25 protein-coding genes are annotated in these 26,815 nt (G+C 70.6%); 16 read left to right on the top strand and 9 right to left on the bottom strand.

Going from position 1 to position 26,815, the window contains the following annotated elements; all coding sequences use genetic code 11:
* Genes OP79_RS19665 through OP79_RS19655 form a run of 3 tightly spaced genes read right to left on the bottom strand, consistent with a single transcriptional unit; the run spans position 1 to position 2,087 of the window.
* The gene (locus tag OP79_RS19665; RefSeq protein WP_033321562.1) at positions 1-1,119 is read right to left on the bottom strand and encodes an acyl-CoA dehydrogenase family protein; all 1,119 of its coding nucleotides are present in this window, start codon (positions 1,117-1,119) and stop codon (positions 1-3) included.
* A 17-nt stretch (positions 1,120-1,136) separates the two neighbouring features.
* Positions 1,137-1,580, bottom strand: a complete 444-nt coding sequence (locus tag OP79_RS19660; protein ID WP_033321561.1) for a nuclear transport factor 2 family protein — start codon at positions 1,578-1,580, stop codon at positions 1,137-1,139.
* Positions 1,581-1,625: 45 nt separating this feature from the next.
* On the bottom strand, positions 1,626-2,087 hold the full coding sequence (locus OP79_RS19655) for a pyridoxamine 5'-phosphate oxidase family protein (RefSeq protein ID WP_033321560.1): 462 nt from the start codon (positions 2,085-2,087) through the stop codon (positions 1,626-1,628).
* A gap of 110 nt (positions 2,088-2,197) precedes the next feature.
* Between OP79_RS19655 and OP79_RS19650 the strand changes: the two genes are divergently transcribed.
* Genes OP79_RS19650 through OP79_RS19625 form a run of 6 tightly spaced genes read left to right on the top strand, consistent with a single transcriptional unit; the run spans position 2,198 to position 7,833 of the window.
* A complete protein-coding gene (locus OP79_RS19650; RefSeq protein WP_033321559.1) occupies positions 2,198-4,312 on the top strand; it encodes a branched-chain amino acid ABC transporter permease in 2,115 nt (704 codons plus the stop codon).
* The gene (locus OP79_RS19645; RefSeq protein WP_033321558.1) at positions 4,293-5,003 is read left to right on the top strand and encodes an ABC transporter ATP-binding protein; all 711 of its coding nucleotides are present in this window, start codon (positions 4,293-4,295) and stop codon (positions 5,001-5,003) included. Before OP79_RS19650 ends, OP79_RS19645 begins: the two co-directional genes overlap by 20 nt.
* A 4-nt stretch (positions 5,004-5,007) precedes the next feature.
* On the top strand, positions 5,008-5,742 hold the full coding sequence (locus tag OP79_RS19640) for an ABC transporter ATP-binding protein (RefSeq protein WP_033321557.1): 735 nt from the start codon (positions 5,008-5,010) through the stop codon (positions 5,740-5,742).
* Positions 5,739-6,203: a hypothetical protein gene (locus tag OP79_RS19635; protein ID WP_051744754.1), complete on the top strand. Its 465-nt coding sequence runs from the start codon at positions 5,739-5,741 to the stop codon at positions 6,201-6,203. Before OP79_RS19640 ends, OP79_RS19635 begins: the two co-directional genes overlap by 4 nt.
* On the top strand, positions 6,175-6,489 hold the full coding sequence (locus OP79_RS19630) for a hypothetical protein (RefSeq protein WP_033321556.1): 315 nt from the start codon (positions 6,175-6,177) through the stop codon (positions 6,487-6,489). The genes OP79_RS19635 and OP79_RS19630 overlap by 29 nt, the downstream gene beginning before the upstream one ends.
* 42 nt (positions 6,490-6,531) lie before the next feature.
* Complete coding sequence (locus OP79_RS19625) at positions 6,532-7,833, top strand: amidohydrolase family protein (RefSeq protein WP_033321555.1); 1,302 nt, start codon at positions 6,532-6,534, stop codon at positions 7,831-7,833.
* 51 nt (positions 7,834-7,884) lie between these two features.
* Here the strand turns inward: OP79_RS19625 and OP79_RS19620 are convergent, their stop codons facing one another.
* Positions 7,885-9,150, bottom strand: coding sequence for an MFS transporter (locus OP79_RS19620; protein WP_033321554.1), 1,266 nt, complete (start codon positions 9,148-9,150; stop codon positions 7,885-7,887).
* 126 nt (positions 9,151-9,276) lie between these two features.
* Here OP79_RS19620 and OP79_RS19615 point away from each other — a divergent pair, with 126 nt between their 5' ends.
* Positions 9,277-9,837, top strand: coding sequence for a TetR/AcrR family transcriptional regulator (locus OP79_RS19615; protein WP_033321553.1), 561 nt, complete (start codon positions 9,277-9,279; stop codon positions 9,835-9,837).
* A 9-nt stretch (positions 9,838-9,846) separates the two neighbouring features.
* Here the strand turns inward: OP79_RS19615 and OP79_RS19610 are convergent, their stop codons facing one another.
* From OP79_RS19610 to OP79_RS19595, 4 genes are all read right to left on the bottom strand, one after another.
* Complete coding sequence (locus tag OP79_RS19610; RefSeq protein ID WP_033321552.1) at positions 9,847-10,653, bottom strand: SDR family NAD(P)-dependent oxidoreductase; 807 nt, start codon at positions 10,651-10,653, stop codon at positions 9,847-9,849.
* A 72-nt stretch (positions 10,654-10,725) separates the two neighbouring features.
* The gene (locus OP79_RS19605) at positions 10,726-13,413 is read right to left on the bottom strand and encodes a family 78 glycoside hydrolase catalytic domain (RefSeq protein WP_051744753.1); all 2,688 of its coding nucleotides are present in this window, start codon (positions 13,411-13,413) and stop codon (positions 10,726-10,728) included.
* 53 nt (positions 13,414-13,466) lie between these two features.
* Entirely contained in the window at positions 13,467-14,798 is a 1,332-nt protein-coding gene (locus tag OP79_RS19600; protein WP_033321551.1) for an MFS transporter, read from the bottom strand.
* A gap of 164 nt (positions 14,799-14,962) precedes the next feature.
* Positions 14,963-16,156 (bottom strand): family 1 glycosylhydrolase, encoded by a 1,194-nt coding sequence (locus OP79_RS19595; protein WP_033321550.1) that lies wholly within the window; start codon positions 16,154-16,156, stop codon positions 14,963-14,965.
* A gap of 252 nt (positions 16,157-16,408) precedes the next feature.
* On the opposite strand from OP79_RS19595, the gene OP79_RS19590 reads away from it, so the two are divergent.
* Both OP79_RS19590 and uidA read left to right on the top strand, forming a co-directional pair.
* On the top strand, positions 16,409-17,026 hold the full coding sequence (locus OP79_RS19590; protein ID WP_033321549.1) for a TetR/AcrR family transcriptional regulator: 618 nt from the start codon (positions 16,409-16,411) through the stop codon (positions 17,024-17,026).
* 215 nt (positions 17,027-17,241) lie between these two features.
* Entirely contained in the window at positions 17,242-19,038 is a 1,797-nt protein-coding gene (uidA, locus tag OP79_RS19585) for a beta-glucuronidase (protein WP_033321548.1), read from the top strand.
* Positions 19,039-19,045: 7 nt separating this feature from the next.
* Here the strand turns inward: uidA and OP79_RS19580 are convergent, their stop codons facing one another.
* Positions 19,046-19,654, bottom strand: a complete 609-nt coding sequence (locus OP79_RS19580; protein WP_033321547.1) for a TetR/AcrR family transcriptional regulator — start codon at positions 19,652-19,654, stop codon at positions 19,046-19,048.
* 99 nt (positions 19,655-19,753) lie between these two features.
* Here OP79_RS19580 and OP79_RS19575 point away from each other — a divergent pair, with 99 nt between their 5' ends.
* The 7 genes from OP79_RS19575 (at position 19,754) to OP79_RS19545 (ending at position 26,489) form a co-directional block, all read left to right on the top strand.
* A complete protein-coding gene (locus tag OP79_RS19575; protein WP_033321546.1) occupies positions 19,754-22,102 on the top strand; it encodes a xanthine dehydrogenase family protein molybdopterin-binding subunit in 2,349 nt (782 codons plus the stop codon).
* Entirely contained in the window at positions 22,099-22,977 is an 879-nt protein-coding gene (locus OP79_RS19570; RefSeq protein ID WP_033321545.1) for an FAD binding domain-containing protein, read from the top strand. Before OP79_RS19575 ends, OP79_RS19570 begins: the two co-directional genes overlap by 4 nt.
* The gene (locus OP79_RS19565; RefSeq protein WP_033321544.1) at positions 22,970-23,485 is read left to right on the top strand and encodes a (2Fe-2S)-binding protein; all 516 of its coding nucleotides are present in this window, start codon (positions 22,970-22,972) and stop codon (positions 23,483-23,485) included. The genes OP79_RS19570 and OP79_RS19565 overlap by 8 nt, the downstream gene beginning before the upstream one ends.
* The gene (locus OP79_RS19560; protein ID WP_033321543.1) at positions 23,482-24,165 is read left to right on the top strand and encodes an SRPBCC family protein; all 684 of its coding nucleotides are present in this window, start codon (positions 23,482-23,484) and stop codon (positions 24,163-24,165) included. The genes OP79_RS19565 and OP79_RS19560 overlap by 4 nt, the downstream gene beginning before the upstream one ends.
* Before the next feature lie 64 nt (positions 24,166-24,229).
* Positions 24,230-25,066 carry a mycofactocin-coupled SDR family oxidoreductase gene (locus tag OP79_RS19555; protein ID WP_033321542.1) on the top strand — a complete coding sequence of 279 codons (837 nt, stop codon included), beginning with the start codon at positions 24,230-24,232 and terminating at the stop codon, positions 25,064-25,066.
* Positions 25,063-26,256 carry a cytochrome P450 gene (locus OP79_RS19550; protein WP_033321541.1) on the top strand — a complete coding sequence of 398 codons (1,194 nt, stop codon included), beginning with the start codon at positions 25,063-25,065 and terminating at the stop codon, positions 26,254-26,256. The genes OP79_RS19555 and OP79_RS19550 overlap by 4 nt, the downstream gene beginning before the upstream one ends.
* 2 nt (positions 26,257-26,258) lie before the next feature.
* A complete protein-coding gene (locus OP79_RS19545) occupies positions 26,259-26,489 on the top strand; it encodes a ferredoxin (protein ID WP_033321540.1) in 231 nt (76 codons plus the stop codon).
* Positions 26,490-26,815 lie beyond the last annotated feature (326 nt).

Genomic DNA, 26,815 nt, shown 5'->3' with positions numbered 1-26,815 from the left:
CTACTCCTTTCCCAGCCCGAGCAGGCGCCGCGCGACGATGTTGCGCTGCACCTCGGCCGTGCCGCCGTAGATGGTGGCGGCCCGCGAGTAGAGGTATTCGGTGCGCCAGGCGGAGTCGTGCAGTTCGACGGCGCCCGGCAGCACATCCCGGACGGTGTCGAGAAGTTGCTGCTCCGCCGTGGCGAGCAGGATCTTGTCCACCGAGGTCTCCGGGCCCAGCCGGGCGCCGTCGGCGAGCCGGTGCTGCGTCGTGAGCGAGCGGCAGCGCACCGTATGCAACGCGAGATACGCCTCGCCGAGGGCCGCTGCCTCGTCGCCGGGCGCGGCGGCGTCGTCGAGCAGCCGGTCCAGGCGGGTGTACAGGTGCGCCACGCGGTGCCAGAAGCAGGTGGAGCGCTCGTGCGGCAGCAGGTCCATGGCCAGCCGCCAGCCGTCGCCCGGTCGGCCGAGGATCCGGTCGGCCGGAATGCGCACGTCGTCCAGGAACACCTCGGCGAACTCGTCGACGCCATGCATCGTGCGCAGCGGGCGGACCGTGATCCCAGGAGTGTCCATGTCGAGGAAGAAGGCGCTGATCCCGGCATGGCCCGGGTCGGGACCGGTACGCGCCAGCAGGACACACCGCGCCGCGTACTGCGCCAGGCTCGTCCACACCTTCTGCCCGTTGATCACCCAGGTGTCGCCGTCGCGCACCGCCCGGGTGGTGAGGGAGGCCAGGTCGCTGCCGGAGCCGGGCTCGGAGAAGCCCTGACACCACTGCTCCTGTCCGCTCAGCAGCCGCGGGACCATGGCGGCGGCCAGGGCGGGGGGCGCGTACGACAGCAGGGTGGGCACGAGGACCTCGACCATCGAGTACAGGCCGGGCTCGGCCAGTTCGCGCGCGGCCACCTCCTCGCCGAGCACGGCCCGCAGCACGCTCGGCCCGCCGCGTCCGCCGACCGCCTCCGGCCAGCCGTAGCGCATCCATCCCGCGTCCCACAGCTCGCGGCGCACCCGGTCGAGCTGGGCGACCTGCGCGTCGAGCGAGCCGTCGTAGCCCGCGCCGGGGGACAGGTCGTGCTCGTCCAGCCAGGCGCGCAGCCCGCTGCGGTAGGTGTCGGCTGGGGGTCCGGGGGTCATCCCCCGGGAAAACACAGTCACGGCCGGGAGCGCTCGAAGGCGTGCGGGATGCCCGAGTCGTGGGCGCCGCTGCGGCGGATGAAGGTCATGGCGCGGGTGCGCAGCCGCCAGCCGTCGGGGGTGCGCACGTAGGTGTCGTTGTAGTAGCCGATGCGCATGGCGTGCGTGGCGTCCTCCACGAAGCACAGTGGCTGGATGCCGGTGGCCGTGCGCCGGTCCTCGGCGAAGTCGACGGCGGGCGTGCCGGTGAGGAAGAGCCCCTTGGGTGCGGCGGCGGTCAGCTCAGGGAAGTCGTCGAGCGGGTAGGTGTCGCCGAAGGCGCTGTAGCTGCCGTCCGGCGTGAAGACGGCGAGCACGCGGTCGATGTCGCCGCGGGTCATGGCGACGGCGTAGCGGGCCAGCAGCTGCTGGATGTCGGCCAGGTCCTCGCAAGCGTGGGGGAGAATTGAATTCTCGCTCATAGCGTATGACGTTTTCATCTCAGTGGGTCGGCGTCAAGGCGGCGGTCACCGGCGCAGCTTGGAGAAGTCCCAGCTGGTCACCTTCTCCGGCGTCAGCCGCAGCCAGGCGTGCCGACCGTCGTGCCGGAAGACGCTCCCCGCGTACTTGTCGGCGAACAGCCGCTCGGGCGTGCGTAGTTCGTCGTTCGGTTCACCCCTGCGCGGCGTCTCGCCGACCACCTCGACACGGCCGCGCAGCTCGACCCCGCGGAGCCGGGTGAAATCCAGGCCGCCGTCATCCACGATCGCACTCGCCCTCGGATCGCGTCCGAGATCGGTCCACCGCTGGCTGTGCAGCAGCGAGTTCAGCCAGATGTGCGTGCCGTCCCAGACGAACCACAGGGCGCTCACATGCGGCTGCCCACCAGGGCCGATCGTGCCCAGCCGGCAGACCGGCCCCGCCTGGAGGAAGGCGTCGAGTTCGGGCCGCGTCATGGCGATGGCGGCCCCGCGGCGCTGTGCAGGCATATGGTCTCCCGTGTCCGGATGGTTGATTCTCTGATTGAGAGAAGCTAATTTCCAGCCGTGGGGGCCGTCCAGCGCACCCGCACACGGACGGCCGGGAGAACGGACGCCTGATGGAACAGTTCCTCACCTTTGGGGTCGTCGGACTGGCCACGGCCGCGATCTACGCGATCATCGGCAGCGGCCTCGTCCTCACCTACACCACCGCCGGCGTCTTCAACTTCGCGCACGGCGCCGCCGGGATGATGGCCGCCTTCGCCTACTGGCAGCTCGCCTTCGGCTGGGGCTGGCCGGTGCCGCTCGCCCTCGCCGTCGTGCTGCTCGTCCTCGCCCCCGCCTTCGCCCTGTTCGTGGAACGAGTCCTGATGCGGCCGGTGCAGTCGCTGGGCGAGGCCGAGCGGCTCGTCATGACCGTCGCCCTGCTCACCGGGTGCATCGCCCTGGCCCGCTGGATCTGGGACCCGAACACCCCCCGCCCGCTGCGCCCGTTCTTCGCCGACCAGCCGGCCTTCCACCTCGGCCCGGCCCCCGTCACCTGGCACCAGGCGCTCACCCTCGGCGTGGCCGCCCTCATCGCCGCCGGGCTGTGGCTGCTGCTGAACCACACCCGCGCCGGCACCGAGATGCGCGCCTGCGTCGACGACCGCGCGCTCGCCCGGCTCACCGGCGCCTCGCCGCAGCGAGCCGCCCGGCTCGCCTGGATCCTCGCCACCCAGCTCGCCGCCGTCGGCGGCATCCTGATCGCCCCGAACATCGCCCTCGACGCCCAGCAACTCTCCCTCCTCATCGTCAGCGCATACACGGCCGCGGTCTTCGGCAGGCTGCGCAGCCTGCCTCTGACCTTCCTCGGCGCACTCGTCGTCGGCTGGCTCGAGAGCTATCTGACGGGCTATCTGCCGCAGAACGACTATCTCCCGGGCCTGCGCCTGGCTGCCCCCGCGCTGCTGCTCTTCCTCGCCCTCCTCGTCTTCCCGCACCGCCGGCTGCGCGGCCGCGAACGGCGCCTGGTCCGCGTGCCGCTGCCCACGCCGCGCGGCAGCCTCGTCTTCGCGGGGTGCGTGGTGCTGCTCGCGGTCCTCCTGGCCACGGTGCTCGACGAGGAGGGCCTCATCTCCTACGGGCCCGCCTTCTCGCTCGGCATCGTCGCCCTGTCCTACGTGCCGCTGGCCGGCTACGCCGGGCAGATCTCGCTGTGCCAGCTGAGCATCGCGGGCATCGGAGCCGTGGTGTGGGCGCACCTGGGCGGCGCCGGGCAGCTGTGGGCGCTGCCCGCCGCGGTCCTCGTCGCGGCGGCCGTCGGCGCGGCCATCGCCGTACCGGCGCTGCGGCTGTCCGGGATCTATCTCGCCCTCGGCACCGCGGCGTTCGCCGTCGTCCTGGACCGGTGGGTGTTCACCCTGCCGTCCTTCGAGGTGCTCGGGGTGCGGATCGCGCTGTTCGACCAGGGGTCCGTGGAAGTGCAGGGACCGAATCTGTTCGGATGGCGGCTCGACTCCCCGGCCGAACTGCTCGTGCTGTCCGCTGTGGTCATGGCCGCCTCCTCCCTCGCGGTGGGGTGGCTTCGGCGCGGGAGGTTCGGCCGGGGGCTCATCGCGCTGCGCGACAGCGAGGCCGCGTACGCGACGCTCGGCGGCCGGCCGCTCGCCGCGAAGGTGGCGGTGTTCGCCCTGTCCGCGGCGATCGCCGGGCTCGGCGGCGCGCTCTACGGCATGCAGCAGCGCACCGTCACCGCCGAGCAGTTCAACCTCCTCGCCAACCTGCCGGTCTTCCTGGTCGCGGTGATCGGCGGCCTCGGCGCGGTCGGCACCGGCCTGTTCACCGGCTTCGCCTACATCGCCCCGCCCCACCTCCTAGGACACCTCGGCACGTGGGCCCACGACGTCTCCACCCTGGGCATCGCCCTCGCCGGCATGGGCCTCGCGCACAACCCCGCCGGCGTCGTGCCGGGACTGCGCGAGGAGTGGGCGCCGCTGGCGCGCGACCGCGTGCTGCTGCCCGTAGCCTGCGGCGCTCTCGGGCTGCTGTGGCTGCTGTACGGGACCGGGCTGATCGGCGGGGCGATATTCCTCGTCGCCGCGGTGCTGGTCGCCGTCGCCCTGCGGATCCGGGCCACCGCTCGCCAGGACGGACCGCGGCCCGCTCCCGACCCCGTCGAGTGGTGGGGGATACGGCGGCCCTGGCGGGCCGAGGACCGGGAGGTGATCGCGCGTGGCATCGCTGCGGGCTGACGACGTGACCGTCACTTTCGGCGGCATCCGGGCGCTCGACGGCGCCGGTTTCGCAGCCGGGGCCGGGCGGATCACCGGGCTCATCGGGCCCAACGGGGCGGGAAAGTCCACCCTGTTCGATGTCGTGTCCGGGTTGCGCAGGCCTCGCACCGGCACCGTCGTGCTCGACGGGCGCGACATCACCCGCGACACCCCGGCCCAGCGGGCCCGCCGCGGCATGGCCCGCACCTTCCAGCGCCTGGAACTCTTCGGCCGGCTGAGCGTCCGCGACAACCTGCTGGTGGCCGCCGAACTCGGCTCCCGGCGGCGCGAGGCCCACCGCATCGCCGACGACCTCCTCGAACGCATCGGCCTCACCGCCGACGCCGGCACCACCGCCGACGCCCTGCCCACCGGCGCCGCCCGCCTCCTGGAGGTGGGCCGGGCGCTCGCCGGCAAGCCCGGCGTCCTGCTGCTCGACGAACCCGCCGCCGGACAGGACGCGCAGGAAACCCTCCGCTTCGCCGCCCTGCTGCGCGACATCGCGGCCGACGGCTGCGCCGTGGTCCTCGTCGAACACGACATGAGCCTGGTGATGAGCGTGTGCGACCAGGTGCACGTCCTCGACCTCGGCAAGGTCGTCGCCGTCGGACCGCCCGAGGAGATCCAGCAGGACCGGACCGTACTCGCGGCCTATCTCGGGGAGTCCTGAACCCATGACTGGTGCTACGGCTGCCGACAGCGCGGCCCCGCTGCTTGAACTGCGCGGCATCAAAGCCGCATACGACCGCATCACCGTGCTGCACGGCGTCGACCTCACCGTCGCCGCCGGGCAGGTCGTGGCACTGCTCGGCCCCAACGGCGCCGGCAAGACCACCACCTTGAACGTCATCGCCGGCGCTCACCGGCCCAGCGCCGGCACCATGCACCTCGGCGGCCGCGACACCACCGGCGCCGAGGCGCGGGACCTGGCGCGGGCCGGGGTCTGCCTCGTCCCCGAAGGCCGCGGCATCTTCCCGAACCTGTCCGTGCGCGACCACCTCCGCATGATGACGTTCACCGGCCGCGACCGGCAGGAGATCGAGGAGATCGCCTACGCCCGCTTCCCCGTGCTCGCCCGCTGCGCCCACCGGCCGGCCGGCACCCTGTCCGGCGGCCAGCAGCAGATGCTCGCCCTCGCCCGGGGCCTGGCCACCGATCCCGCCGTCCTGCTCCTGGACGAGCTCTCCATGGGACTGGCCCCGGTGGTCGTCGCCGAACTGTACGAGGAAGTCGCCCAGCTGGCCCGACAGGGCATCGCGGTGCTCGTCGTCGAGCAGTTCGCCGCCGCCGTACTGAAGATCGCCGACCACGCGGCCGTGCTCGCCCGCGGCCGGGTCCAGTGGCAGGGCCACTCCGACAGCTCCCTGCACGCCGAACTGTCCTCCTACTACCTGGGGAGCGCCGCATGACGCCGCCGCCCGACACCGTCCACGCCGAGGCGCCCGCGCGCAGTGACCGCGCCGGCCGCTTCGCCCGCGACCTGGCCGCCCTGAAGATCCCCGACCCCGCCACCGCCCGCAACACCCTGTGGCTGCGCACGGGAGCCGTGTTGATGCTGGCGGGCCTGTGCCTGGGCGCCCTCACCTATCCACTCGCGCACGCCTCCGACAACCCCCTCGCCCAGCGCGACGCGCTCGCCATCGGGATCACCGGCGTGGTCTGCGCGGTGGTGGGCGGCGCGCTCTACCTGCGCTACTCACTCACCGGCTTCCTGCGGTTCTGGCTCGCCCGGCAGGCGTACGACCTGTCCACGCTGGGCGATCGCCTCGCCGCGGCACCCGGCCCCGCGGCGCCCGCGGACCCGTCCGCCGTCCTCGCCACCGCCGAAGGAGAACCGAACCATGGCGCCACCAGCCCCGCGTCCCGGTGACCAGCTCGCCTCCACCGTGTGCACCACCCGCGTCGTCGTGATCCGCGCCCCGGCCGGCAAAGACACGTCCGTCGAATGCGGGGGCAAGCCCATGGTTCCGGCCGAGGGCGCCCCACCCCCGCCCGTCACCTCGGACGCGTCCCCGGGCACGGTCCTCGGCAAGCGCTACGTCGACGCCGACGACACTCTCGAGCTGCTGTGCACCTCGCCCGGCGCCGGACAACTGACGTCCGGAGGAGCCCCGTTGACCATCAAGGCGGCGAAGCCCCTGCCCGCCTCCGACTGACCGCCACCGGTCACCCCGTACGACCACGCGAGAGGAAGCTCAATGCAGCGCGACGACATGATCCTCATCAGCGTCGACGACCACATCATCGAACCCCCCGACCTGTTCGTGATGCACCTGCCCGCCCGCTACCGCGACGACGCCCCGCGGCTCGTGCATCGCGACGACGGCAGCGATGTGTGGACCTTCCGGGACGCCGTCCTGCCCAACGTCGCCCTGAACGCGGTCGCCGGACGGCCGAAGGAGGAGTACGGCCTGGAACCCCAGGGCCTCGACGAGATCCGCCCCGGCTGCTACGACGTCGACGAACGCGTCGCCGACATGAACGCCGGCGGCGTCCTCGGCTCGATGAACTTCCCCTCCTTCCCGGGCTTCTCGGCCCGCCTGTTCGCCACCGAGGACCCGGACTTCTCCCTCGCGCTGGTGCGCGCGTACAACGACTGGCACATCGACGACTGGTGCGGAAAGCACCCGGGCCGCTTCATCCCCATGGCGCTCCCCGCCATCTGGGACGCCGAGCTCTGCGCGCAGGAGGTGCGCCGCGTCGCGGAGAAAGGCTGCCACTCCCTCACCTTCCCCGAGAACCCGGCCGTCCTCGGCTACCCGAGCTTCCACAGCGACTACTGGGACCCGCTGTGGCGGGCGCTCAGCGACTGCGGCACCGTCATGAACCTGCACATCGGCTCCTCGGGCCGGCTGTCCATCCCCGCCAAGGACTCCCCGCCGGACGTGATGATCACGCTCCAGCCCATCAACCTCGTCCAGGCCGCCGCCGACCTCATCTGGTCGCGGGTGCTGAAGGAGTTCCCCGACCTGAAGATCGCCCTGTCCGAGGGTGGCACCGGCTGGATCCCGTACTTCCTGGAGCGCATCGACCGCACCTACGAGATGCACGCCACCTGGACGCTCCAGGACTTCGGGGGGAAGCTGCCGTCGGAGAAGTTCCGCGAGCACTTCCTCACCTGCTTCATCAGCGACCCGATCGGGGTGAGGCTCCGTCACGACATCGGCATCGACAACATGTGCTGGGAGGCCGACTACCCGCACAGCGACTCCATGTGGCCGAACGCCCCCGAGGAGCTCGACAGAGTGCTGCGGGCCAACGACGTGCCCGACGACGAGATCAACAAGATGACGCACGAGAACGCCATGCGCTGGTACCGGTTCGAGCCGTTCCAGCACATCCCGCGCGAGCAGGCCACGGTCGGCGCGCTGCGCAAGGCGGCCGAAGGACACGACGTGTCCGTCAAGGCACGCAGCCACCAGGTGGTCGCCCCGGCGGACAAACTCAACGCCTTCCGCAAGCGGGCCGAGGCCGCGGTGACCGCTGCCGCATCCGACTAGAGACCGACGACGGGTGATGTCCGCACGGAGACCTGGGTGTCGCGGTGGCGGTCACCGCGAGCCGGTCGTCGGCTGGGGCTCGGCCGTCGGCGCGGGCGCACCCTGGTCGGCGGGCGGCTTGCGGCCACCCATGAGATACGTGGCGAGTGACAGAGCCACGGCCAGCGCGATGAGCGCGCACACACCTGTCCAGCCGAGGTGGGTGTAGGCGCGGGCACCGAGCCAGGACCCGGCGCTGGCGCCCAGGAAGGAGCAGGTCATGTAGCCCGTGTTGAGGCGGCTGTGCACCTCGGGGCGCAGGGCGAAGATACGGGCCTGGTTGGCGACCTGTCCGCACTGCACCGCTACGTCGATCAGCAGCAGCCCGGCGGCCAGTCCCACCATCCCGGCAGGGCCGCCCAGCGAGCCGGCGGTCAGAACGGCCGCCGCGGCGAGCGCGCCCGCGATACACCACAGGTTGACGCGGTCGGCGCCGTACCGATCGACCCAGCGCCCGGCCGCGGGCGCGAAGAACATGCTGCCCGCACCGACCAGGGCCAGCACACCCACGGCCTGGGTGCCCATGTCGTAGCGCGGGCCGGTGATCAGCAGGGCGACCGCGGTCCAGGCCGCGCTGAAGCCACCGAAGACGGTGACCTGGAAGAGCACGGACCGGCGCAGCTCGTTCTCCGTGCGCAACAGGCGCAGGGTGTCGGCGAGCAGCGTGGCGTACCGGTCGCGGGCGGCCGGGGTGGCCGTGGGCAGGACGAGACCGAGTGCGACGGCGAGCAGCGCGGTCAGCGCGGCGGCGATCAGGTACGGGGCGCGCCATCCCAGGTGCTCGCCCAGTACGCCGCCGAAGGCGCGGGCCAGCAGAATTCCGCCGATGAGCCCGGCCTGGAGCGTGCCGATCACGCTGCCGCGTCGCTCGGGCTCGACCAGCCCGGCCGCCATGGGCAGGAGGATCTGCGGAACCACGGTGGCCAGGCCGACCAGGGTGCCCGCGGCGAGCAGCATGCCGGTGGCCGGGGCGAGCCCGGCGGCCAGGAGGGCCAGGCTGGTCACGGCGAGCAGCACGGTGATCAGCGGTCGGCGCGGCAGGCGGTCTCCGAGAGGGACGAGCAGGAAGATCCCGGCTGCGTAACCGAGTTGGGTCACCGTCGCCAGGGTCGCAGCCGTGGCCGGGGAGACGCTGAAGCTCTGGGCGATCAGTGGGGTGATTGCCTGCGGAAAGTAGGCGTTGGCCACGGTGACGCCGCAGGCCAGCGCCATGAGGAGGGGCAGCCTGCGCCCCAGGCCCGCCGACGCGGGAGATACGAGTGATGTGTTCCGGGACATGACGACCGAGAACTCCTGTCGACGCGCGGCGTACAACTTCGATCGAACCAGTTGGTTCGCTTTCGGGCTCAGAGTTGCACGTCGAGTTCGCGACGGTCAAACGAACCAGTTCGTTACCATGGGCGTATGGCATACGACTCCGCGGCGACCAAAGAGCGCATCATCGCGGCCGCCACCGCGGAGTTCGCGGCGCACGGCGTCGCCGGAGCCCGCGTCGATCGCATCGCCACCGAGGCGAAGGCCAACAAGCGGGCCATCTATGACTACTTCGGCGACAAGAACAAGCTGTTCGCCGTCGTACTGGAACACAGGCTGGCCGAGCTGGCCGAGGCCGTCCCGCCCTCCGCGGACCTGCCCGCCTACGCCGAGCGTCTCTTCGAGTACCACCGGGCTCACCCGGAGGCGCTGCGTCTGGTGATGTGGGAGGCCCTGGAAGCCGGTGACGGTCCCGTTCCCGCGGAGGAGGAGCGCACCCTGCACTACGGGGACAAGGTGACCGCCGCGCAGGCCGGTGACCCGAACGACGACGCCCGTACGCGCGTCTTCTTCACTCTCGCCCTCGCAAGCTGGAGCATCGCCATGCCCCAGCTGCGGCGGATGGTCCTCGGACCCGACTTCGGTCTGGACGAACTGCGGCGTGCGGTTGCACGGGCTGTGGAATCCCTGCCCGCGGGAGAAGGGCGGTAGTGGCCGCGCTCAGGCGGTGGTGCCCCCGTCGGCCAGGAGGGTGCTGCCGGTCATGAACATCGACAGGTCGCTGACGCAGAAGAACACCACGCGGGCGATGTCGTCGGGCGTCCCGATGCGGCCGATCGGGCTGGTCATCATGAGCGGCACACTGTCCCCCTGGACGGGCACGTCGGCGGCGGCCAGCTGATTCCCCTCGGTCGGGACGTAGCTGGGTGCCACCCCGAGCACGCGGATTCCGTGCGGGGCCAGCTCCATGGCGCTCTGCCGGGTGATGCCGCGTACCGCGTGCTTCGATCCGACGTAGGCGGCAAGTCCCGGAGCGCTGCCCTGGAAGCCCGCGGTGGAGCAGATGTTGACGATCACGCCGCCGTGCCCGCCGGCGCTCATGACCCGGGAGGCCTCGCGGGTGCCCGCGAGGACGCCTCGGGCGTTCACCGCGAACACCGTGTCCCACGTCGAGTCGTCCATCTCTGCGATCGGGACGCTGGGGAAGACCCCCGCGTTGTTGACCCACGCGTCCAGCCGGGCCCACCGCTCCACGGCGAAGTCCGCCGAGCCGCGCACGCTGTCCGAGTCCGTCACGTCCATCTCGATGCCCACGACGTCGGCGCCGTACCGGTCGGCGAGCTCGGTGGCCGCGGCCTTCGCCAGCTCGGCGTCCACGTCCCCGACGAGCACGCGGGCGCCCGCCTCGGCCAGTCGGGCGGCGATCGCTCTGCCGAGACCGCGCCCGCCACCGGTCACCACGACGCTGCGGTCGTCGAGGTTGGTGAGCTCGGTGATGGAACGGGCGGAGACATCAGGCATGGGCATGGGGCACTTCCTTCGGTGTCGGGTTCATGTGCGTGCGGGTCGGGGAGAACGCGGCCTGAGGCGAGAAGGCGGTCATGGAACGGGCAGCGCCCGTGGTGAAGGGACGGGGCACTCGGCGTGCACAGGTCCGGGGCCGGCGGGGATGGCCGTGCCGTCCGGGAGGACGACGGTCGCCGTCGATCCGGGGGGTACGTCGACGTCGATCCGGAACGTGCCGTCGTCGAGCGCCCAGTTCACGGCGATGGTGCCTTGAGGGCTCTCGAACGATCCGGACGCCCATGTGATGCCGGGGCCCGGGACGGGTGCGACGACGAACGAGTTCCACGCCACGGATCCCGGTGTCTGGCGCAGACCGAGCGTGTGGGTGTGCAGGAACCGGACGACGGCGCCCTTGCTGTAGTGATTCAGCGATGCGGTGGCGTTGCCGTCGGCGTCGATGCCGTCCCAGTCCTCCCAGATCGTCGTTGCGCCCCGGTCCAGCATGGCGAGCCAGGACGGTTCCGTACGCCGGGTCAGGACGGCGTAGGCGACGTCGGTATGACCGGTGTCGGCCAGTACGGGGAGCAGGTCGGCCGTGGACAGGAAGCCTGTGGTGAGGTGATCGCCCGCCTCACGGATGAGCGTCACCAGATGCGCCGCCGCCGCGTTCCGCAGCCGGGGAGGCACCAGGTCGAAGGCGAGGGCCCGCACATAGCCGGCCTGCGTCCCCGCGGTGGTACGCCCCTCGCCGTCCAGGAACTCGGTCTGCCACGCGTCGCGGATGCGTTCCGCGAGCCCGCGGTACCGGTGTGCGTCGTCGTCCTTGCCGAGTACGTCGGCGATCCTGGCGAGGGTGCTCACCGAGCGGTACAGGTACGCGGTGCCGACCTCCCCCTTGTCGGTCATGAACCACGCCACGGGATCGCTCCCCACGGGGTCGATGAGCGATCCGTCCGCCGCGCGCTTCTTCGGCTCGCTCCATTCCCCCCAGTGGAAGGTGCCGTCCCACAGATACGCCTCGTGCGGCCGTGCGGTCTGTGAGCGCTCGACGCGTGACGGGTGCCGCCTCGAGAGCGCGGCCCCCAGCGCGAACTCCACCCAGCGGACCATCGCGTCCCAGTTCTCAGCGAGCGCGACGTCGTCGCCGTAGGTCTCGTACAGCACCCACGGGACGTGCACGATGGCGTCCCCCCACCCGGCCGAGCCCGTGATGTGGTCGACCATCGCATCGGGGTGCTTCTTGAGATGGTTGGGGTCGGGGGAGGAGTTGACGATCCGGCCGTCGGGCAACTGGTCGTCCCGCACCGAGCGCAGCCACTTGCGTGAGAACCCGTCGACGTCGAACAGTCGCACGGCCGTCGAGACGAAGATCTGGTAGTCGCCGGTCCAGCCGAGCCGCTCGCGCGTGGGGCAGTCCGTCGGGACGTCCACGGCATTGCCGCGGAAGCTCCACCGCGCGACGTCGTGCAGTCGCGTCAGATCCGGATCGCTGCAGGCAAAGGTCCCGGCGGAGCGCAGGTCGGTGTGCACGACCCGCATGGAGATCGCCGAAGGGTCCGGCTCCGCGCCGTCGTCTCGCTGGATTTTGGCGTACCGGAATCCGTGGATGGTGTGCCGCGGTTCGAAGCAGCCGGTCGCCGCCCCGTCGGAGACGACCACGTCGCGCTGCACGAACGGGACGGGCGGCTCGCCCGGGCGGGCGCTGTCCAGGTGACTGGTCGTCAGGTCGCCCGAGGCGTCGACGTGTTCCCCGTGGTCGATCACCGTCCGGGTGCCGGCCGGGCCGAGGTCGGTGAGGGCGATCCAGCCGGACGCGTTCTGCCCGAAGTCGACGACGCAGGAGCCGGGCGAGGTCCGGGTCACGCCGGTCGGTTCGAGCCGCTCGATGCGTCGTACCGGGGGCGCGGGCGACCACTCGACCGGCGGTGCCTCCACGGCGTCGACCACGACGGGAGCCGGATCCCGCCGGACCGCAACGAGGTCGGTCGTCTGCCCGTCCATGAGGTCGGCGCGGACGATGGCGCTGGGCCGGGACGACCACCGAGGCCCGGTGCCGACGGTGGTCCAGGTGCCGTCGGGGTGCTCGATGTGCACCTCCAGGCGCGCGGCCGTCCGGGTGCCCCATCGGGCGGGCTTGCGCCACGCCCCCGACTTGCCCCGGTACCAGCCGTCCGAGAGCACGATCTCGATCTCGTTGCTTCCCCAGCGGACGTCGTCGGTGATGTCCTCGGCCTGCGCGTAGAGCGTCTCGGCGTACGAGGTCGACCCCGGCGCGAGTTCGGTCTCGCCGACGCGGCGGCCGTTGAGGTACACCTCGTAGACCCCCAGAGCGGTGGCGTAGAGCCGGGCCCTGGTGCAGGGGCGATCGAGGACGAAGGAGCCCTCCAGCGTGTACGCGGGCCTGTTCGCCTCGGTGGAGTCGGCCTCGTGCTCCGGCGGCGAGATCCAGGCAGCCGTCCAGTCCGGCGCCAGAAGGCCCACTTCGAACTCGTGCTGAGCCGACCACGGCGATGTGTCGTCACCCCGGCGACTGCGTACACGCCAGCTGACTCTGTCCCGGCTCGCCAGTGCCTGCCACGGCCAGGGTATGAACAGATGCCGGGGCGATGCCGCCTGGACGGGGGCCTGGTCGACGCCGTTGATACGCGCTTCGAGCACATATCCGTCCTGCTCCGGCCAGCCCGCGGGCAGTTGCCACGACAGGTGGGGTCGAGCACCGCAGACGACGAGCCGGCCGCCTCCGCTGTCGATCTTCAGGTTTACCGGTGCGTGATCGGACATGTTTCTCCGTATCGTTCCCATGCGTGTGACAGAAGCCGGACGAGGAGCGGATCTCAGCGGACGGAACGTACGCGCGTGAAGATCAGCAGGCCGCCGACCAGGGCGAACACGGCACCTGTGAGATACAGGGCGGTGTAGTTCTTGACGTCGCCCACGGTGCCGAAGGTGATGATGAACGGGGCGATCAGCGGGGCGAGCGCGCTCGGAATCTTCTGCGAGAACGCGACCACCGCCATGTACCGGCCGGCCTCGGTGCGGTTCGGGAGTACGGCCATGGCGATCGCCGAGTCAACGGCGGCGAACGCCGCGATGGCGAGCTGCATGAGCACCGAGCCGACGAAGAGCACGGGGAAGGAGTGGGCGAACGCTTCGACGACGGCGCCGCAGACGAACAGGAGCGCGCCGATGAGCGTGAAGAGCCGTCGGCGGCCGAGTTTGTCCGACAGGAAGCCTCCGCCGACCGCGCCGAGGATGGCCGCGACGACGCCGACCGCGCCGACGACGGCGACCGCTCCCGCGACTTCTTTCACCGGAAGGTCGAGGCGCTGGGCGTAGAAGAAGGTGCTGAAGGTCGTGTTGAAGTACAGCCCCATGAAGAAGACGAACCGGCCCAGCCAGTTCCACCCGAAGTCGGGATACCGGCGCGGGTTGAAGACATAGCTGGCCAGGATCTCTTTGACGGACACCGGTCCGGTGGGGGCCAGGGGGCGCGAGTCGGGCTCCGACCCGCGGACCGCGAACGCCACCGCGAGGACGATGCCGAGCACCCCCGGAATCACGAAGACCAGGAAGTGGCTGCTCAGGGCCGAGGCCAGCGCGACGCCGATGATGGGCCCCACCTGACCCGTGACCCCGGTCAGTCCGGAGACCTTGCCGCGCTGTTCCTCCGGGATGCGGTCGGCCTGGACGGTGATGATCGCCTGGGACGCCGTCGCCCACCCCAGCATCGCGAGCACCCACCCGACCCCGATGAGCAGGAGGCTGGGCGCCACCGAGATGCCCGCCAGTGCCAGCAGGCCGAGGATGCTGCCGCCGATCAGGAACGGACGCCGGCGCCCGAAGCGGCTGCGCGTCCGGTCGCTCCAGACGCCGATGAGCGGGCTGGCGATGAGGAAGACCACCTGGGCGGTCCCGGTGACGTAGCCCAGTACCTCCTCCCGGCCGGGAGCGAGCTCATCGATACGTAAGGTCAGCGTGTACGACAGGGGCAGGATGTAGGCCATGGCGACGCCGAAGTTGGCCGCCATCATCCAGATGAGGTAGCTGTTGCTGACCGGCTCCAGCGGTGGGCCGGGCTCCTCGGGGCGTTGCTCCACGGCGGCAGTGGGCGGCTGAGACGCCGCGGATGTGTCCGGGTGACTGCCGGACAGCGACTCGTCCTGCACGGTGACTCCATTGTCAAGGCGGCTCTAGAGCGTGCGGTGCCGGCGCGAGGGCTGCGGTGCCCGTGCGACGCGGCGTCAGGTTGGGGACTTGTGGTTGCCGAGGTGCGTCCGAAGCGTCCGCGTCGGCACACCCACGGCGTTGAAGCGCGGGATCGTGGAGTCCCTCAGGGCCGGCCACGCCGGGCGACGTCACCGAGCCAGGCCAGGCTCGGCTTGGGGTGGCGCTCGAAGGTTTCCCGGTCGACGGCGATCAGTCCGAACGTGGGCTCCCAGTGCCCCCACTCGAAGTTGTCCAGGGCGCTCCAGTGCAGATATCCCCGTACGTCGATGCCGTCGTCGGCGGCGGCGAACAGGTGCCGCAAGGCCTCCTGCGTGTACGCGATACGACGCGTGTCGTCGCCGGTGGCGATGCCGTTCTCGGTCACCAGGATCGGAATCCCGCCCGTGACGTCCCAGGTGTGACGGACCGCCATGGCGAGGGCGTCGGGGCGGTACGCCGTCCCGACCAGCGTGTTGTCGGGGTGCGGCGGGTGCGGCTCGATGCCGTCCGGGCCGACCCACTGGCTGGAGTACGACTGGACCCCGACGAAGTCGTCACCCTGTGCGGCATCGAGGTAGAGGTCCTCCCAGATGTGTTCGAGCTCGCGGAGTTTCTCCTCGGCGCCGGGCCGTGCGGCGAAGGCCCGGTTCGCCACCGTCCAGCCCACCGCCGCGTCGGTGTTCGCCCGTACGATCTCGCGCGCCGCGTGGTGCGCCTTGACGAGGACGCCGCCGATCGCCGGGTCCGGGGCAGGCAGCGTCGGACGCGTGTCGTTGTCCACGGTCGGGCTCTGCCAGTCGTCCGCGGGACGCGACTGCATCTGGCGCTGGATGGTCATCATCATCGCCAGCATGTTGGGTTCGTTCATGGTGACGATCCAGGGAACGTCGCCCAGGATCCCGGTGACGGTCTCGACGTAGCGCGTGAACCGGTCGACCGCCCGTTCGCCGAGCCAGCCACCCTCCTCGGTGAACCAGTGCGGGTTGGTGAAGTGGTGCAGGGTGACCACGGGTGTCAGCCCGAGACCTCGCGCGGTGTCGATCATCCGCCGGTAGTGCGCGAGTTCGGCCCGCGAGAACTCTCCGGGGACCGGTTCGATGCGTGCCCATTCGACGCCGAACCGGTAGGCGTTGAGCCCGGCGTCCGCGAGGAGACGCATGTCCTCCTCGAAGCGGTGGTAGCTGTCGACGGCGTCCCCGCTGCGCTCCATGCCGGGCATCTGTCCCTCGAGGACCCACCAGTCGCTGTTGATGTTGTTGCCCTCGATCTGGTGCGGGGCCGTCGAGGCTCCCCAGAGGAAAGTCGTCTTGCTGTCCATGGGCGGTCCTTGAGGTGTGGGCGTGTCGTATGCCGACAGCGGGGCTGGTCAGGCCGACGGGGACTTCAACTGCCGTACGAGAGGGGCGGATCGAAGGCCGTGGACGATCTGCGGCGCGGCTGCCGGCGTCGGGCAGCCGCCCCGAGGGCCAGAATGTAACCACAGTGGAAACAATTCGCGCTAGATTAAAGTTCCGGACAGCAGCGGAAGGCAAGCCCCCGTCCGGTGGCGAGCCGCGGCGCAGGAGGCAGCATGAGTTCCCCCACCGGCACCCGTCGCCGGGGGCCGTACGCGACGACGCCGGCCCGGAGGCTGCAGATCGTCCGTGCGGCTCTGGCGGGCTTCGCCGAGCACGGGTACGAGCGCGCCTCCCTGCGGGACATCGCTGCGCGAGCGGGTGTGACCCACGCGGCGCTGCTGCGGCATTTCTCGGGCAAGGAGGAACTCCTCCTCGCCGCTCTGGCCCAGCGTGAGGCGGACGAGGAGGAGCAGGCCGCGCGGATCATCGCAGCGGGGACGGCGGGACCGGCGGTGCTCGGCGCGGTGCTGGCCGACGAGTTCGCGGACCCCGACTACCAGCGCAACTGGCTTGCCCTGGCGATCGCCGCGACCAGCCCGACCCACCCGGCGCACGAATTCTTCGCCGGACGGCGTGACCGGATGCGCACGAGATTCCGCAGCGGCTCCCTGAACACGGCGTACGACAGCCCCGATCTGTCCGCCGACGACAAGGTGGTCATGGTGCTCGCGATGATGGACGGACTCCGGATCCAGACTCTCCTCGACCCGTCGCGCGACTCCCTGCGCCTGCTGGAGATCTTCATGCAGTCGGTCATCGGCCCCGAGGGCGACGAGCAGCCTTCGAAGTGACAGCGCCGGCGCGTCGCGCCGCGTATCAGCTCTGCGGTCTTCTGCTGACGTCGCATCAGGTAACGCTCTGATTACGAACCCGAACCGCACTCTTCCCGCCCTTGCTGTGGCGGCTTACTTTTCGAGGGAAAACCAACCGCGTGGTAACAGTTGGCGGTGTCGCGGCTTCGGCGGGCCGCATCCTCACCGCGCCACCCCCACAGGAGAGAAACCCGATGCTGAAACCCCGTTCCACCGCCACCCGCGAGTTGGTGAACCTCGACGGCCTGTGGAGGTTCGCCACCGCGACCGCCGTCGGTGAGCGCCCGTGGGCCGGACCGCTCGACACCCCGCTCGAAGCCGCCGTACCCGCCAGCTACAACGACCTCTTCACCGACAGCGCGATCCGCGACCACGTCGGCTGGGTCTGGTACCAGCGCCTTGTCCGCGTACCGCGGGGCTGGTCCGAAGACCGGGTGATCGTGCGCGTCGATGCCGCCACGCACCAGGGACAGGTGTACGTCGACGACTCACTGGTCGCCGAACACGTCGGCGGCTACACACCCTTCGAGGCCGACATCACCCAGTACGTCAGTGCCGGACAGGAGTTCCGGCTCACGATCGGCGTCAACAACGAACTGACCAACACCACCATCCCGCCCGGCAGGATCACCGTCACCCAGGACGGCCGCCGCAAGCAGACGTACCTGCACGACTTCTACAACTACGCCGGCCTCGCCCGCTCGGTGTGGCTGTACAGCGTGCCGTCCGTCCACATCGAGGACATCAGCATCGTGACCGGGCTCGACGGCACCAGCGGCACGGTCGAGTACGAGGTCGAGACCAGCGCGCCCGCCACGGTCCGCGTCCGCGTCCTCGATGCCTCCGGGGCCGAGGTCGCCGCGTCCGAGGGGACGAGTGGCAGCGTGCGCCTGGAGGATGTGACGCCGTGGCGGCCCGGTGCGGCGTACCTCTACGAACTCGTCGCCGAGATCGTGGACGGCGACACGGTCCTTGACGCCTACGCCCAGCCGTTCGGCGTGCGCACCGTCGAGGTCCGGGGTACGCGGTTCCTCATCAACGGCGAGCCGTTCTACTTCACCGGCTTCGGCAAGCACGAGGACACCGCCGTGCGCGGCAAGGGGCATGACGACGCGTACCTCGTCCACGACTTCCAGCTGATGGAGTGGACCGGCGCCAACTCCTTCCGCACCTCGCACTATCCCTACGCGGAGGAGGTGATGGACTTCGCCGACCGGCACGGCATCGTCGTCATCGACGAGACGGCGGCCGTGGGCCTCAACCTGGCCGTCGAGGCCGGTCTCACAGGGGCCCCGCAGCGCCCCACCTTCTCGCCCGACACGTTCAACGACGAGACCCGCGCCGCCCACGCCCAGGCGATCCGGGAGCTGATCACCCGCGACAAGAACCACCCCAGCGTGGTGATGTGGTGCATCGCCAACGAGCCGTCCTCCAACGAGGAAGGGGCACGCGAATACTTCGAGCCGCTCGTCGAACTCACCCGCAAACTCGACCCCACCCGCCCCGTCACCTACGCCGCCGTCATGTTCGCGACGTCCGACAACGACCGCATCGCCGAACTCTTCGACGTCCTGTGCATCAACCGGTACTACGGCTGGTACATCGCGACGGGCGACCTCACGACGGCCGAGACGTACCTGGAGGGCGATCTGCGCGGCTGGGCCGAGAAGTTCGGCAAGCCCCTGATCATGAGCGAGTACGGGGCGGACACCATGCCCGGCCTGCACTCCGTGTGGGACCAGCCGTGGACGGAGGAGTACCAGGCGGCCTATCTCGCCGCGAGCCACCGCGCGTTCGACCGGATCGAGGCGGTCGTCGGCGAACACGTGTGGAACTTCGCCGACTTCCAGACCTCCCACGGCATCCACCGGGTCGACGGCAACAAGAAGGGCGTCTTCACCCGCGACCGGCGGCCCAAAACGGCCGCGCACTCGCTGCGGCAGCGATGGCGGGAGCTGGGCGGTCGCAAGCCGTCGGGGGAGGGGAGCTGAACATGCTTCACCGCCCGGAGGTCTTGGCGGGTGCGGAAGTGCCCTCGTAGCGCTGGAGGACCTCCTCCACGAACGCGAGGGTCTCCGCGTGCCGGGTGTTCATGCCCATGGCGTTCTCCATCATGAGCACCCGGCCGAGCGCATTGGTGAGCACGAGCAGCACGGCCGGGGACACCTCGGGCGGCAGCTCCGTGCCCGCCTCCGCGAGGCCGCGGGTGAGTGCCTCCAGTTGGGCCTCGCGATAGCGCTCCGCGTAAGCGGCCAGTTCGGCACGGATCGCCTTGCGATGGTTGGCCAGTGCCGTGAACTCCGTGGTCAGCGCATTGCCCGGGTGACTGCTGAGCCGCCACAGCGCCCGCAGCGGCTGAGGTCCGCCCAGGAGGCGGTCCAGTCGCTTCAACTCCTCGTCCGCGCGCCGCCGCAGCACGGCGAGGAACAGGTCGTCGAGCGTGCGGAAGTAGTACAGGACAAGAGCCGGGGCCACTTCCGCCTCGCGCGCCACCTTCCGTACGCCGACGGCCGCGTACCCCTCCTCCAGCATCAGCCGCTCCGTGACGTCGAGCAGGAGCAGGCGCGTCTTGGAGCTCTCGGTACCCATTCGTCGAGGCGCAGTCATGCCGTCATTGTGCTTGACGCTCCCGGAGAGCGGGTGTTAAACAGTCGTTCAGCACATTCGGTTAAACACTCGTTCAGCATTGAGCGGAGGGCCAGACCGATGGCACCAACCGGGGGCGACACGGCCTACGCCGGCAAGCGCACCTTGCGAGTCGAGGATCCACGGCTTCTGACCGGCACCGGCACATACGTCGACGACGTCGTGCGGCCCGGCATGCTGCAGGCCTGCTTCGTCCGCAGCCCGATGGCCCGGGCCCGCGTCCTCGGCATCGACGTGTCCGAGGCGCTCCAACTCGACGGGGTACACGCCGTGTTCCTCGCGTCGGACCTCAACCCCGGCGTCCATGAGCAGTGGTACACGCTGAACGGACGCGACGACCCGGACACCCCCCGGCCGCCGCTCGCCGAGGGCGAGGTCCGCTTCGTCGGCGACCCGGTGGCGATGGTCGTGGCCACGGACCGCTACATCGCCGAGGACGCGGCCGAGTTGGTCGTCGTCGACTATGAGCCACTGCCCCCGGTCGTCGACTACGCGACGGCCCTGGACTCCACCGAATCGGTGCACGCCGACCGGCCGGACAACCTCGTCGGCCGACTCGGCGGACGCCCCATGGCGGACCTCGATCCGGTCTTCGAGCGTGCGCCGCACGTCGTAAGCCGGACCCTGTACCAGCAGTCCCACGGGCCGGTCCCGATGGAGACCCGGGGCATCGTCGCCGAATACGCCGCGGCCGGCGGGGAGATGACCATCTGGGCTTCCACCCAGTCCCCGCACGAGGTCCGGTCCTTCTGCGCACGTCTGCTCGGCATCGCCGAGCACCGGGTGCGGGTCGTGATGCGGGACACCGGCGGTGGGTTCGGCCAGAAGGTGCTGCCGCAGCGCGAGGACATGTGCGTCATGCTCGCCGCCGCCAGACTGCCCGTCGCGCTCAAGTGGATCGAGGACCGGCAGGAGCACCTTCTCGCGGCCGGACAGGCGCGCCACGAACACGGCGAGGCAAGGATGGCCTTCGACGACGACGGCCGGATCCTGGCCGCGACCCTCGACCACGTCCAGGACGCGGGCGCCTACCCGACACCGTCCCCGGTGCAGAGCGGCATCGCGGTCGGCATGCTCTTCCCCGGCCCCTACCGGATCCCTGAGGGCACGTTCTCGTCGCGGTTCGTGTTCTCCAACACCAGCGGGCGGGTCGCCTACCGAGGGCCCTGGCAGTACGAGTCGATGGCCCGCGAGACTCTGCTCGACACCGCCGCGCGCCAACTGGGCCTCGATCCCGTGGAATTACGGCGCCGGAACATGCTGAGCCGTGAGGAACTGCCCACGGCGAACTTCAATGGCATGCCCTACGACCACATCTCCCCCCGCGAGACCTTCGAGCAGGCCCTGACGATGCTCGACTACGAGGCGTTCCGCCGGGAACAGGGGCGCGCCCGGGAGCAGGGCCGCTATCTGGGCGTCGGCACCTGCACGTATGTCGAACCCACCGCGGGCGCCACGCCGTTCCACGCCACCGAGGGGGCGACGATTCGCATCGAGCCTTCCGGCAAGGTCAACGTGTACGTCGCCGGAGGGTCGTGCGGCAACAGCCTGGAGACCACGGTCGTCCAGCTGACCGCCGACTCGCTCGGCGTCACCATCGAGGACGTCAGTACCGTGCAGGGCGACACGGCTGTCACCCCGTACGGAGCCGGCACCGGCGGAAGCCGGTCGGGCCCCATGACGGCGGGCGCGATCGCCCGGACGGCGGGGGAACTGCGCGAGCGGATCCGCGCGATCGCCGCCCACCGGCTCGAAGTCCCCGTCGAGGAGATCGAGTTCGTCCGGGGGCGCGCGTGGGCCAAAGGCCGCCCCGGCGAGGCCGGACTCACTCTCTCCGAGATCGCCGACATCGCGTACTACCAGGTCCACGCCCTGCCGCCCGGCGTGCCCGCCGGGCTCGAGGCGAGCGGCCGCTACCACACCCCGCACCTGATGATCTGGGCGAACGCGACGCACGTGTGCACGTGCGAGGTGGACGTGGTGACCGGAGAGGTGAAGCTGCTGAGGTACATCGTCAGCGAGGACTGCGGACCGATGATCAACCCGAGTGTGGTGGAGGGACAGATCTTCGGCGGCACCGTCCAGGGCATCGGCGGCGCGCTCTACGAACATCTGGCCTACGACCCTGACGGCAACCCCATCTCGACGTCATTCATGGACTATCTGCTGCCCACGGCCACCGAGGTGCCGGTCATCGAGGTGGGGCACGTAGAGACGCCCAGTCCAGGACCCGGCGGATACAAGGGAGTCGGCGAGGGCGGTGCGATCGGCTCCGCGCCGGCCGTGGTGAACGCGGTCGCCGACGCCCTCGCGCCCCTCGGCGCGCGGATCAGCCGTCTGCCGCTGACGCCGTCGTCTGTCGTCGGCCTCGTGGAGGAGGCCCGGACACGGCAGGCGGTGACCCTGTGAAGCCCGCACCCTTCACGTACCACGCCCCGGCCGACACGGACGAAGCGGTAGGTCTGCTGGCCGAGCTGGGCGACGAGGCGAAGGCCATCGCGGGAGGGCAGAGCCTCGTTCCCATGCTGGCCCTGCGCCTGGCGTCCTTCGGGCATCTCGTCGACCTGCGCCGCCTGGACGAGCTGCGCGGCATCGAACGTCGCGGCGACGACACGGTGTGGATCGGGGCCGCCACCACCCAAGCCACCGTCCAGCGCTCCGACGAGGCCCGCGCCGCCGTCCCGCTCCTCGCCCGCGCCACCCCCTTCATCGGGCACTTCCAGATCCGCAGCCGCGGAACCGTGGGCGGTTCGCTGGCGCACGCCGACTCCGCGGCCGAATACCCCGCGGTGGCACTGACCCTGGACGCCGAGCTGGAAGCACTGTCACCGCGAGGCCGCCGCACTATTCCGGCAGCGCGTTTCCTGACCGGCATGTGGAGCACAGACCTGGCCGACGACGAGCTGCTGACCGGGGTCAACTTCCCTGTCTGGAAAGGACGTTGCGGCTTCGCCATCGAGGAGTTCGCCCGCCGGAGCGGGGACTTCGCCATCGCCGGGGCGACGGTCGCGCTCCGCATGGACGGCGACGGCCGTCTCGACCGGTGCGCCATCGGCCTGTTCGGGCTCGGCCCGACCGCGGTCCGCGCCCGGGAAACCGAGGCCGCGCTCATCGGCTCCGACCTCCTCGAAGCCGACGCCGAGGAGATCGGGCGGTCCGCGACCGAAGGTCTCGGCTCCGTCCCCTCCGATCTGCACGGGTCGGCCCCCTACCGCACCCGCGTGGGCGCCGCCATGGTCGCCCGCGCCTGGCGACGCGCCGTACAGGAGGCACTCCATGGCTGACGTGGACACCGTGGACACCATCGAGATTCACGTACGCGTCAACGGAACCAGCCGCCGGGAGACCGTAAGACCCCGGCTGACCCTCGCCGACTTCCTCCGTGTGAACTGCGGGCTCACAGGCACCCACCTGGGCTGCGAGCACGGCGTCTGCGGCGCGTGCACGGTGCTGCTGGACGGGGAGGCGGTCCGTGCCTGCCTGGTGTTCGCCGTGCAGGCCCACGAGGCGGAGGTGACGACCGTCGAGGGACTCACCGGGCCGAACGGCAGGCTCTCCACGGTCCAGGCGGCGTTCCGCGAACACCACGGACTGCAGTGCGGGTTCTGCACACCGGGCTTCGTCGTCTCGGTCACCGCCTTCCTGGCCGAGAACCCCAAGCCCACCGACGAGGAGATCCGCGAGGCGCTGACCGGGAACCTGTGCCGCTGCACCGGCTATCAGGGGATCGTGAACGCGGTCCGGGCCGCCGCCGACACGGCGGGCACCGCGGTGACGGAGGGCCCGGCATGAAACTGGAGAACACCCTCAGCATTCCCGTGGCGGTGGAGGACGCCTGGCGGGTCCTCCTCGACGTCGAGCGTGTCGCGCCCTGCGTTCCCGGAGCGACGCTCACGGCCAGCGACGGCGACGAACACCAAGGCAGGATCAAGGTCAGACTGGGCCCCATAGGTCTCACCTACAACGGCACCGTCACCTTCCTGTCGCGCGACGAGCAGGCCAGGGTCGTGGTCCTGGAGGCGGGCGGCAGGGAGGCACGCGGCAACGGAACCGCGAAGGCACTGGTGACCTGCCGCCTCACCGACGCCGGCGGCGACCGCACCGACGTGTACGTGGAGACCGAGCTCAACATCACGGGCAAGCCCGCCCAGTTCGGCCGCGGCACCCTCGCCGAGGTGTCCGGTGCGCTGATGGACCGCTTCGCCGAGAACCTCGCCGCCGAACTGACCGCCAACTCCCATGAATCCGGAGGACGTTCAGCACACCCGGCTGCCGCGGAACCTTCAGCGCACCCGGCTGCCGCGGAACGTTCCGCGAATCCCGCTGCCACGGACGAGACCGCCGCCGCCCCGCTCGACCTCATCGACGTGACCGGCGCGGGCCCCCTCAAGCGGGCCGTCCCGATCGCGCTGGCCGCCGCCCTGCTGATCCTCGCCCTCGGCCTGCGCGGCCGACGACGGCACCACCGGTGACCGGGCTTTCCGGCCGCCGAGAACACCTCCTGAGCCTGCCCTTCCACCAGGAACGAGGTACACCATGCCCGGACGAGTCGAAGGAAAAGTCGCTTTCATCACCGGCGCGGCACGCGGTCAGGGACGCAGCCACGCGATCCGCCTCGCCGAGGAGGGAGCCGACATCATCGCCGTCGACGTGTGCAAGCAGCTCGACGGCGTCCAGTTCCCCATGTCGACCCCGGAGGACCTGGAGGAGACGGTCAACCGGGTGCAGAAGCTGGGACGGCGCATCGTCGCCGTGCAGGCCGACGTACGCGACCACGACGCGCTCAAGGCCGCCGTGGACGACGGCGTGGCCCAGCTGGGCCGCCTGGACATCGTGTGCGCCAACGCGGGCCTCGGCAGCGACGGAGCCCGGCTCGACGCCATGGACGAGAAGACCTGGCGGGACATGATCGACGTCAACCTGACCGGCGTCTGGCTCACCACCAAGGTCTCCACGCCGCACATCGTCGCCGGCGGGCGGGGCGGCTCGGTCATCCTGACCAGCTCCGTCGGCGGCCTGCGCGGCCACGCCAACATCGGGCACTACATCGCCGCCAAGCACGGCGTGGTGGGCCTGATGCGCACGCTCGCCTGGGAGTTGGGCGAGCACAACATCCGAGTCAACAGCCTGCACCCCACCCAGGTGAACACGCCGATGGTGATGCACGACGAGACGTACCGGATGTTCCGGCCCGACCTGGAGAACCCCACCGTCGACGACTTCGCCGCCGTGTCGCAAGGCATGCACCTGCTGCCCACCCCCTGGGTCGAGGCGGTCGACATCAGCAACGCCGTCCTCTACCTCGCCTCGGACGAAGGCCGCTTCGTCACCGGCACGACCATGACCATCGACGCGGGAGCCATGCTCAAATGACCACCGCACAGCCGCCCCTGTACTGGGACCCCTTCGACGCGGAACTCGCCAAGGACCCCTACCCCCTGTACGCCCGCCTACGTGAGGAAGCCCCGCTGTACCGCAACGACCGGCACGACTTCTACGCGGTCAGCCGGTACGCCGACTGCCAGCGCGGCCTGGCGGACTGGCAGACGTTCTCCTCCGCACGCGGCGACATCCTGGAGATCATCCAGACCGGCATGGAGATGCCGTCCGGCACCTTGATCTTCGAGGACCCGCCGGTCCACGACATCCACCGCCGACTGCTCGCCCGCGTCTTCACCCCACGCCGGATCGCCCAACTGGAGCCCAGGATCCGGGCCTTCTGCGAGCGGGTCCTGGAACCCGTCACCGGTGCCGACCGGTTCGACCTCGTGGAGGCCGTCGGCGCCGAGATGCCGATGCGGGTGATCGGGATGCTGCTCGGTATCCCCGAGGCCGACCAGGCGACCTTCCGCGACCGCACGGACGCAACCCTGGAGACCGGCGACGGCGGCCGGATCGCCCAGGAGGACATCCTCAACACCGAGGGCTTCCAGGACTACATCGAGTGGCGCAAGAAGCACCCCTCCGACGACCTCATGACCGAGCTCATGACCGCCGAGTTCGAGGACGAGAACGGGAACCGGCGCACCCTCACCGACGGGGAGGTCCTCACCTACTGCACGGTGGTCGCGGGTGCCGGAAACGAGACGACGGGCCGGCTCATCGGCTGGTTCGGCGCGGTCATGGCCCGCTACCCGGAAGCCCGGCGGGAGTTGGTGGCCGACCCGTCCCTCATCCCGAACGCCATCGAGGAGATCCTGCGGTTCGAGCCGACCGGCCCGTTCACCGCCCGTTACGTCACCCGGGACGTGGAGCTCCACGGCCGGACGGTACCGGCCGGCAGCGCCATGCTCTTCATCCAGGCCGCCGCCAACCGCGACCCGGACCGCTTCGACGACCCGGACCGCTTCGACATCCACCGGGTCAGCCAGCACATGTCGTTCGGTGTCGGCGCCCACTACTGCCTGGGCGCAGCGCTGGCCCGCCTGGAGGGAAAGGTGGCGGCGGAGGAGATCCTGCGGCGCTTCCCGGACTGGGAGGTGGACTGGGACGGCGCGGAGCTGGCCCAGACCTCGACCGTCCGGGGCTGGAAGACGCTGCCGCTCGTCATCCGAGGAGCATGACCATGGGGGATCGCTGGAAGGTCACGGTCGACCCGCGCGTGTGCGTCCGTACGGGCTTGTGTGCGGCCTCGGCCCCAACGGAGTTCAAGCTCGACGAGCAGGGGCAGGGCCGCGCGACCTCCGAGACCCTGCCGGCTTCGGAGGAGGTCCTCGAAGTCGCCGAGTCCTGCCCGATCGAGGCGATTTCGATCGTTGATGCGGACACGGAAGAAGTGGTCTTTCCTCCGGAGTGATGAGCGGGGGCCGGGACGGCACGTGGGATCTCGTGTGCCGCGCCGCCCCGGCCCGCTCCCGCGCGGACGGCCGTTCGGCAGCGTTCCTGGGGGAGGAACACGGCGTGCCCAACGAAGAGTCAGGCGTCATTGCCCAAGCCTTCCCGGCGGGTCACCTCCGGTTACTGCGCCGGCCTGCTGTCGATCGCGTGACGACGGCGCGCGTGTACGGCGTGATGGTCACCTCGCCGTGGCTGCCCAGGAGACCGTAGCGGTGCCCAGCGGCTGGATTGACGGCGTTGGCCAAGGTGGTGGCGACGCGCACTTCGATCGTGTTCGTACCGCTG

The sequence above is a fragment of the Streptomyces yerevanensis genome (assembly GCF_000716805.1).
Taxonomy (GTDB): Bacteria; Actinomycetota; Actinomycetes; order Streptomycetales; family Streptomycetaceae; genus Streptomyces; species Streptomyces flaveus.
The sequence above is the reverse complement of the archived record's forward strand: the minus strand, read 5'-3'. Positions and strand labels throughout refer to the sequence as shown.